The following is a 7701-nucleotide window of genomic DNA, read 5'->3' on the forward strand; positions in this document are numbered from 1 at the left end:
ATGTCCCACGGCTGGGGCGCCTTGCCCCGCAGCACCATGAAGAAGGTGAAGATGGCGATCAGCGACGGCGCGGCGATGGCCAACAGGGCGGCCAGGGAGCGGTTCAGCTTGCGGATTTCCACGGACAGGACGGCGAGCATCAGACCAACTCCGGCTGGGGTGCAGTGACAACGGGGGCGGACGCGCGGCGGTAGATGCCTTCCAGCGAACGAGCGCGGGCGCCGATGGAGAAGACGGCGACCCCGGCCTCGACGAGGGCGCGGTTCATGGCCGAGACCGCGGCGTCGGGATCGTCTCCGGGAGCCAGCTGGACGACCAGACCGCCCCCGTCGACAGAAAGCGCCAGGTCGAACGGCTTGAGCACGGCGGAGGCCCGGCCCGCGTCGTCGACCCGCACGGCGATCTCGGGCGCGATGTCCGCCTTGATCCTCGCCAGTTCTCCTTCGAGCACCAGCCTGCCCTCATGGACGATGCCGACGTGGGTGGCGATCTGCTCGATCTCGCCCAGCAGATGGCTGGACAGCAGCACCGTCGCCCCCGTCCGCGCGGGCAGATCCTTGAGGAAGCGCCGCATGTCGGCGATGCCGTCGGGGTCCAGGCCGTTGGTCGGCTCGTCGAGGACCAGCACCGGCGGCGCGCCCAGCATGGCGCGGGCCAGACCCAGTCGCTGGCGCATGCCCAGCGAATAGTCCGAGACCCGACGGCGGCCGTGCTCCGTCATCTCGACCACCTCCAGCACCCGGTCGATCTCACTCGTAGGCAGGCCCAGCAGGGTGCGGGTCAGGTCGAGGTTCTGGCGGCCCGTGAGATTGGCGTAGAAGCCGTGCGCCTCCAGCAGGGCCCCGACCTTGCGGGCCGCGCCGATGCGGTCGCGGGCGACGTCTACGCCGGCGATCCGCGCCGAGCCCGAGGTCGGGCGGATCAGGCCCAGCAGCATCTTCAGCGTCGTCGTCTTGCCCGCGCCGTTCCGGCCGAGGAAGCCGTAGACGGCCCGGTCCGGCACGGTCATCGACACCGCGTCGACGGCCCGGCGGCGGCCGAAGCGGCGGGTCAGGGCCTCGGTTTCGATGGCGGCGATCATGACGGCGGCGCTCGTATTCGTTTAAGTGAGAGATAAAGTTGCGAACCTTGCGTCTTTAAGTCAAGATTAAAGATAAGACATCAACCCACGCCCCGGAGCGCCGCGTGAGCCAGACCGATCTCGTCCGTTTCCGCCGCATGTGCGGCCAGTTCCGCTGGCTGGCGGTCTTCATGGTGATCAGCGTCGGCGGACTGCTGGCCCTGCTCCACCTCGTCTTTCCAGCCCTGGTCGCGATGCGGGACGGGGTCTGGCCTGACGGCGTGCTGGATGGCCTGCTCTATCGCGCCCCGACCGTCTTCTATCTGTTCGCCGTATGGTCGATCGGTCGCGCCCTCGGCCAGGTGGCGAAGGGCCGCCTGATCCAGCCGGCCCTGTCCGGCGCCCTGCGTCGCGTGGGCCTGTCGTTGGGATTGGGGGGCGTGATCAGCGTATTCGTGGTCACCAACCTTTCACGGCTGATCGGGGCCACGCAGGGCGGTTATCTGCATTTCGATGTCGCCGGCATGACCCTGGGCATGATCGGCGGCGCCCTGTTCCTTCTGGGCCGGGTGATGGATCAGGCCGGCCGGGTCCAGGCCGAGCTGGACGAGATGATCTGATGCCGGTCCGCGTGACGCTCGACGCCCTGATCGTGAAGAAGGGGCTCAAGGCCCGCGATCTCGCCGCCGAGGTGGGGCTCAGCGAGACCCAGCTGTCGCTGTTCCGCTCGGGCAAGGTGAAGGGCATCCGCTTCCGCACCCTCGCCCGGCTGTGCGCGGCGCTGGACTGCAAGCCGGGCGACCTGCTTGACTACGGCTTCGACGCCGCCGACCTGGCGCCGGTCGAGGACGACGAGGTCTGACGGAACCGCGAAGCCGCCCCGCCATTGTCTGTCCGCAGACGCAGGAGAGCCGCGCGTGACCGATATCGACGACATCCTCGACGACGCCCGGGACGCCGCCGGCGACTTCCTGAACGCCAATGAGCGCGACATCGGCCACGTCATCCTCGGCGTGGCGGTGACCGTGGGCTTCGCCCTCGGCGCCACCCTGCTGGCGCGGACCACGATCCGGCCGCGGCCCATGCATCTGGCCGACGACGACGCGCCCATCACCGAACGGCCGCGCGGGCCGCTGAGCCTGATCCTGCCCGCGGTCTTCTCGGTCACGACCCTGTCGGCGGTGCGCGTCTGGAACGCCCCTGCCCGGCCCGAGCGCACCACCGCCATGAGCCTGTGGGCCGCCGCCCAGGCGCTGAACGCGGTGTGGATCGCCATGCGCCCGGCCAGCCGCAGCCTGCAGATCGCCGCCGCCATGTCCTCCGCCGGACTGGCGGCCGCCTTCGCCCACGAGGCGCGCAAGCTGGACAACCGGGCGGGCAAGCTGGCCGCTCCCAGCGGCGGTTCGGTGCATCTGGCCAATCTGGTCCAGGGCAAGTCGCAACCCCAGGCGCCGACCGTTCACTGACCCGCGCCTTGCCGGATCACGCCGCATCCTCTAGGGACTGCGCCCGTTCGCGCGCGCCACGGGGCTGCGCCCAATCCCTTCCGAGAACCCGATGAAGATCAACGGCAACAACATCAAGCCCGGCATGGTCCTTGAGCACAACAAGGGCCTGTGGGTCGTGACCAAGGCCAGCCACGTCAAGCCCGGCAAGGGCGGCGCCTTCGCCAACATCGAGGCCAAGAACCTCGAAACCGGCAACAAGCTGAGCGAACGCTTCCGGTCGGAAGACAAGGTCGAGCGCGTCACGCTGGAGCAGAAGGACTTCTCGTTCCTGTACGAGCAGGGCGACGCCCTGGTCTTCATGGACGACGCCACGTACGAACAGACCGAGCTGCAGAAGGACTGGGTCGGCGAGGACCGCGTCGCCTATCTGCAGGACGGCATGAAGGTCGTCATCGAAATGCACGAGGACCGTCCGATCGGCCTGACCCTGCCCGACCAGGTCACGCTGGAAGTCGTCGAGACCGAGCCCACCGTGAAGGGCCAGACCGCCTCGTCGTCCTACAAGCCCGCCATCGCCAACAACGGCGTGCGCATCATGATCCCGCCCTATATGGGCGTCGGCGAACGCATCGTCGTCGACACCACGACCGGCGAATACGTCCGCCGCGCCGAGTAAAAGTGGCTAGTGGCTAGTGGCTAGTGGCTAGTGGGCATCGCGCCCGCAACCACAGCCGGCGATCCCAAACGGGATCACTAGCCACCAGCCACTAGCCACTAGCCACTCGGTCCCGCAGGGGGCCGCCACTTCTCCGCATCTCCGGGCCACGCGCCTTTTCAGGACATGTCGGACCAGGAGATCCCCATGGCCCTCGCCTCAGCCCTCGTTTCCGTCATCATCGACGCGGTTCGCAAGACCGCGCGGCCCATGCTGCGCGACTTCGGCGAGGTGGCCCAGCTGCAGGTGTCCCGCAAGGGCCCGGGCGACTTCGTCACGGCCGCCGACATCAAGGCCGAGGACACCCTGTACGAACTGCTGATGAAGGCCCGCCCCGGCTACGGCTTCCTGGGCGAGGAGCGCGGCATGATCGAGGGGACCGACAAGTCCCACATGTGGATCGTCGATCCGATCGACGGCACGACCAACTTCATGCACGCCATGCCCCACTTCGCCATCACGGTGGGCCTGCAGCGCACGGCGCCGGACGGGACGTCCGAGATCGTGGCGGGCGTGACCTACAACCCGGTCATGAACGAGCTGTTCTGGGCCGAGAAGGGCAAGGGCTGCTACCTCAACGACCAGCGCATCCGCGTCGCCGGCCGCCGCGACCTGTCGGAAAGCCTGATCGCCACCGGCCTGCCCTTCATCGGCAAGACCGGCCACGCCCAGTCGATCAAGGACATTCACGCCATCGGCCAGCGCGTCGCCGGCATCCGCCGTCTGGGTTCGGCCGCGCTGGACTTCGCCTGGGTCGCGGCGGGCCGGTACGACGCCTACTACGAGCGCAACCTGAACCCGTGGGATGTGGCCGCGGGCATCCTGTTCGTCACCGAGGCGGGCGGCGTCGTCACCACCATCGACGGCGACGGCCGTCCGGAGACGGGCGCGCAGATCCTGGCCTCGAACTCGGAGCTGCATCCGCAGATCCAGAAGGTGCTGCGGGGCTAACCGACCACACAAACCGTGCATCCCCGCGAAGGCGGGGATGCACGGAATTCCTGGCTTCCAGCGACGTCGTCCAGGGGCAGAGAGTCTCGTAGTCCCGCGAAAAAATGCGGGACGGCGTACCCTGCCGACCAGGCGCCGCCGGCGAAGGCAGCTTCGCGGTGCGGAGCCGACATGTTCAACACTGTCAAAGACCAGGCCCTGCGGGCATTTCACACACTCGCACATGGCTGCGTCAGAAACGGTCGCAGGCCGTTTCCAGAGCCCTGGACGCCCTCACCGGAGGGTCGGAAGTAGCGGATTCCTGTCCCCGGAAGGGCGGGCGGGAAGGGGCGAGAGTCTCCATTCCGGGAGACGTTGTGCTTCCCCTTGCGAGGCGCGGCACGGAATTCACAATATCTCAAGTTGCCTCGGACATTGGTTCGTCCAGGGGGCGTAATGCGCAATATCTTGAAATGGCTTTGTTTCGATGAGCGGCTCGATCGCAGCGCTCGTCTAAGTCGCAAGAAGTTCTGGGTGAGAACGGCGCTCTGCATCGTAATTTCGGGCGTCCTTTTTCAATTTCTGAGCGTGCCTCAGGTCGGCGCCTGGCTCCTCCTGATGCTGGCGGCGGAGGCGGCGCTGACGATCGCCTGCGTCCCGAAATTCATGGTGGGTCAGCCAGACACCGCGCGCGCGCTGCGCATGGGGGCGTCGGCCGTTACCGCGATCGGCTGGTGCGTCGGTTCGTTGCTGCTCGTGGGCACCCATCAGCTGGCTCCGAGCATGGTGGGCGTCGCCCTGGTCGCCGGGGTCGCCGTCTATGCGATCGGATCCTGCTTCAGAACCCCCATCCACATGATCGCCTGCGGTCTCCCGCCGGGCGTGGCGCTTCTGGCGGCGCCGTGGTTCATTCCCCTCACGCTCGCGGAACTGATCGCAAGCCAGGTCGCCATGGTGGTGGTGGTCGGTTTTGGCGCGGCCACCGCGGTCAGCGCGGTCGTGACCCACCAGCGCCTGTTCATGACCTCGGCCGCGGTCAAATACCAGAAGCGTCAGGCGGATGCCGCGAACAGGGCCAAGAGCGTCTTCCTCGCGAACATGTCGCACGAAATTCGCACGCCCCTAAATGGCGTCGTGGCGATGGCGGACGCGCTCTCGCGTCGGCCGCTGGACCCGGAGGCGGCGTACATGGTGCAGACCATCCGTTCGTCGGGGGAAAGCCTGGAAAGGCTGTTGTCCGATATCCTCGACGCGGCCCGCATTGATTCAGGCAAGCTCGCCGTCGAGCAGATTCCCTTCCATATCGGCGACACGGTCCGTTCCGCCGTCGCCCTCCATCAGGCGCAGGCGTGCGACAAGGGGACCCTGCTGACGGTCGATATCGCCCCGGAAGCGGATGAACACTTCCTCGGCGATCCCGTTCGCATTCGCCAGATCATCAGCAATTTCGTATCCAACGCGATCAAGTTCACGGCCCGCGGAGAGGTGCGCGTGACCGTGAGCCTGAGCGAGAGCCTGCTCACCTTTGCGGTCGAGGATACGGGGATCGGGTTCGACGCCACGCAGACAGATATCTTCGGCCGCTTCCAGCAGGCGGACGGCACCATCACCCGGCGCTATGGCGGCACAGGCCTCGGCCTGGCCATTTGCGCGGACCTCGCCGGCCTGATGGGCGGAACGGTTGGCTGCTCCAGCACGCTCGGAGCGGGTTCGCGCTTCTGGACCACATTGCCTCTCGCGCGAGCAGAGGCGCCGTCCATGCCAGACGAGAGTCCGGCAAACTCCGGCGAGGCGGTGGGACTGAGGATTCTCATCGCAGACGATCACCCGGTGAACCGCAAGGTCCTCGAAATGATGCTGGCGCCTTCGGGCTGCGAACTGGTCCAGGTCGCCGATGGCGCCGAGGCGGTCGCCGCCTGCCTCGCGGAGAATTTCGACGTGATCCTGATGGACATGCAGATGCCGGTCATGGACGGTGTTTCGGCGGTCAGGGAAATCCGCCAGCTCGAGAAAAACCGCGGGTCCGCCCGGACGCCGATCATCATGGTCACCGCGAACGCTCTTCCGGACCACGTCGCCGCCAGCGCGGCGGCCGGAGCCGACAGCCACCTCTCCAAACCTGTGCGCATCGAGGCGCTTCATCGGGCGATAGAGAGCGCTCTTGCCGGCCCTGTCGCGCCCGTGGAGGCGGCAGCGGCGTAGCCCCCCGTTCGCTCCGCCGGCCCAGTCTACCTCTTCCCCATAGTCTGGATTAGGCTCGCCGCATGGGACTCCTGACCTTCAGCATCAACGTCACCCTGGACGGCTGCGTCGCCGGCGCTATACGAGTGGGCGGTCAAGCTGGACGCCAAGCCGAAATATGTGGCGTCGTCGACGCGCACGGACTTCCCCTGGACCAATAGCTGCCTCATCGCCGGCGACCTGCGCACGGCCGTGCAGAGGCTCAAGGACGCAACCCCGGCCGGGGTGCTGCTGGGCAGCGGCAAGCTGGCGACCGAGCTGGACCGGCTGGATCTGATCGACGAGTACAGGTTCCTGATCCACCCCCGGATCGCCGGCCACGGCCCGACCCTCTACCAAAGCGGGCTGCCGGGAACGCGGCGGCTGGAGCTGATCTCGGCCACGCCGCTCCGCTGCGGCGCGGTCGCCATGCACTACCGGCGCGAGCGCTGACCCGGAGTATGCCACGGATGCTTTCGAGGCGTTTGCTTCGGTGACCCGGGCCTCGTAGCGTCCCCACAAGCCAAAGTGGCAAGGATGCGTCGGGCGGGGGCCTCATGAGCGCTTTTGAGTTTTCATTCACGTTCTACGGCCTCGTTCTGGGCCTGTCGGTCGTTGAACTGGTCGCCGGTATTGCCCGGACCGTACATGGCGGAGGACGGTTCCGCGTGGGCTGGTTGACCCCTCTTGTCGCCATCTACCTTGCGCTGGATGTGGCGACATTCTGGAGCCAGTCATGGGTGATGAACCAGCACGCCCCTTACAGCTTCACCTTGCTTTTGCTTGGTCTGGTCTCTGCGGGTCTGTTCTATATCGCCGCCTCTCTGGTTTTCCCGCGCGATCCGGAAGACGGTTATGACCTGACGGAACATTTCTGGAAGCACAGGCGGATGATCTTCAGCATGGTGCTTGCTGCTAATATATTGAACCAGACGGCCGTCTATTGGCTGTTTCTCGCGTCGGGCTATCGGCCAGGCATAGGGGATGGGGCAATGCTGGCAGTCTTCGCGGCTCTGTTAGCAGCAATCCTGCTGCCCCGAGGAAAATGGGCCGTCGTCATGTTCGTCCTTGTGCTCACGTATAATGTGGCCTTCCTCGGAGCAGACGTGTTCGCGCTGGTCCAGAATGGTCCATGGCAGCTCGGCAACGCCATACCCGGCGCGGATCCGACTTCTTGAGGTCAGGCCTCATGCTCGCTGCGCCTGAGCGACCCGTCTCGTCGCTCCCCTTACCCGATCAGCGACTTCGCCGCCGCCCGCGCCTCGTCGGTGATCACCGCGCCCGACAGCATCCGCGCGATCTCCTCGCGGCGGGCCTCGTCGTCCAGC

At 66.7% G+C, this 7701-nt stretch carries 9 protein-coding genes and 1 pseudogene; 8 read left to right on the top strand and 2 right to left on the bottom strand.

The genetic code is table 11. The features are described from left to right. Positions 1 to 140, bottom strand: a pseudogene (locus V6M42_RS07515) (ABC transporter permease); the annotation flags it as partial. Further along, positions 140 to 1081 (bottom strand): ABC transporter ATP-binding protein, encoded by a 942-nt coding sequence (locus tag V6M42_RS07520; RefSeq protein WP_332678051.1) that lies wholly within the window; start codon positions 1079 to 1081, stop codon positions 140 to 142. The gene V6M42_RS07520 and the pseudogene V6M42_RS07515, both read right to left, overlap by 1 nt. A 104-nt stretch (positions 1082 to 1185) precedes the next feature. On the opposite strand from V6M42_RS07520, the gene V6M42_RS07525 reads away from it, so the two are divergent. From V6M42_RS07525 to V6M42_RS07560, 8 genes are all read left to right on the top strand, one after another. Beyond that, entirely contained in the window at positions 1186 to 1680 is a 495-nt protein-coding gene (locus tag V6M42_RS07525) for a DUF2975 domain-containing protein (protein ID WP_332678052.1), read from the top strand. Continuing rightward, entirely contained in the window at positions 1680 to 1922 is a 243-nt protein-coding gene (locus V6M42_RS07530) for a helix-turn-helix domain-containing protein (protein WP_332678053.1), read from the top strand. The genes V6M42_RS07525 and V6M42_RS07530 overlap by 1 nt, the downstream gene beginning before the upstream one ends. Positions 1923 to 1977: 55 nt before the next feature. Continuing rightward, a complete protein-coding gene (locus tag V6M42_RS07535; RefSeq protein WP_332657501.1) occupies positions 1978 to 2526 on the top strand; it encodes a tryptophan-rich sensory protein in 549 nt (182 codons plus the stop codon). A 91-nt stretch (positions 2527 to 2617) separates the two neighbouring features. Further along, positions 2618 to 3184 carry an elongation factor P gene (gene efp / locus V6M42_RS07540; RefSeq protein WP_332657502.1) on the top strand — a complete coding sequence of 189 codons (567 nt, stop codon included), beginning with the start codon at positions 2618 to 2620 and terminating at the stop codon, positions 3182 to 3184. A gap of 186 nt (positions 3185 to 3370) precedes the next feature. Continuing rightward, positions 3371 to 4174 carry an inositol monophosphatase family protein gene (locus V6M42_RS07545; RefSeq protein WP_332657503.1) on the top strand — a complete coding sequence of 268 codons (804 nt, stop codon included), beginning with the start codon at positions 3371 to 3373 and terminating at the stop codon, positions 4172 to 4174. A 435-nt stretch (positions 4175 to 4609) separates the two neighbouring features. After that, complete coding sequence (locus V6M42_RS07550; RefSeq protein ID WP_332678054.1) at positions 4610 to 6355, top strand: ATP-binding protein; 1746 nt, start codon at positions 4610 to 4612, stop codon at positions 6353 to 6355. A 159-nt stretch (positions 6356 to 6514) separates the two neighbouring features. After that, positions 6515 to 6826, top strand: a complete 312-nt coding sequence (locus V6M42_RS07555; protein ID WP_332678055.1) for a dihydrofolate reductase family protein — start codon at positions 6515 to 6517, stop codon at positions 6824 to 6826. 104 nt (positions 6827 to 6930) lie between these two features. Then, positions 6931 to 7551: a hypothetical protein gene (locus V6M42_RS07560; RefSeq protein WP_332657508.1), complete on the top strand. Its 621-nt coding sequence runs from the start codon at positions 6931 to 6933 to the stop codon at positions 7549 to 7551. The last annotated feature ends 150 nt before the right edge of the window (positions 7552 to 7701 follow it).

Origin of the sequence: Brevundimonas sp. (genome assembly GCF_036677305.1) — a bacterium.
Classification (GTDB): domain Bacteria; phylum Pseudomonadota; class Alphaproteobacteria; order Caulobacterales; family Caulobacteraceae; genus Brevundimonas.

Bases quoted from the DNA above. Each gene is read 5' to 3' on its own strand.
- efp (WP_332657502.1), top strand. From the start codon at position 2,618: ATGAAGATCAACGGCAACAACATCAAGCCCGGCATGGTCCTTGAGCAC.
- V6M42_RS07520 (WP_332678051.1), bottom strand. From the start codon at position 1,081: ATGATCGCCGCCATCGAAACCGAGGCCCTGACCCGCCGCTTCGGCCGC.
- V6M42_RS07530 (WP_332678053.1), top strand. From the start codon at position 1,680: ATGCCGGTCCGCGTGACGCTCGACGCCCTGATCGTGAAGAAGGGGCTC.
- V6M42_RS07560 (WP_332657508.1), top strand. From the start codon at position 6,931: ATGAGCGCTTTTGAGTTTTCATTCACGTTCTACGGCCTCGTTCTGGGC.
- V6M42_RS07545 (WP_332657503.1), top strand. From the start codon at position 3,371: ATGGCCCTCGCCTCAGCCCTCGTTTCCGTCATCATCGACGCGGTTCGC.
- V6M42_RS07550 (WP_332678054.1), top strand. From the start codon at position 4,610: ATGCGCAATATCTTGAAATGGCTTTGTTTCGATGAGCGGCTCGATCGC.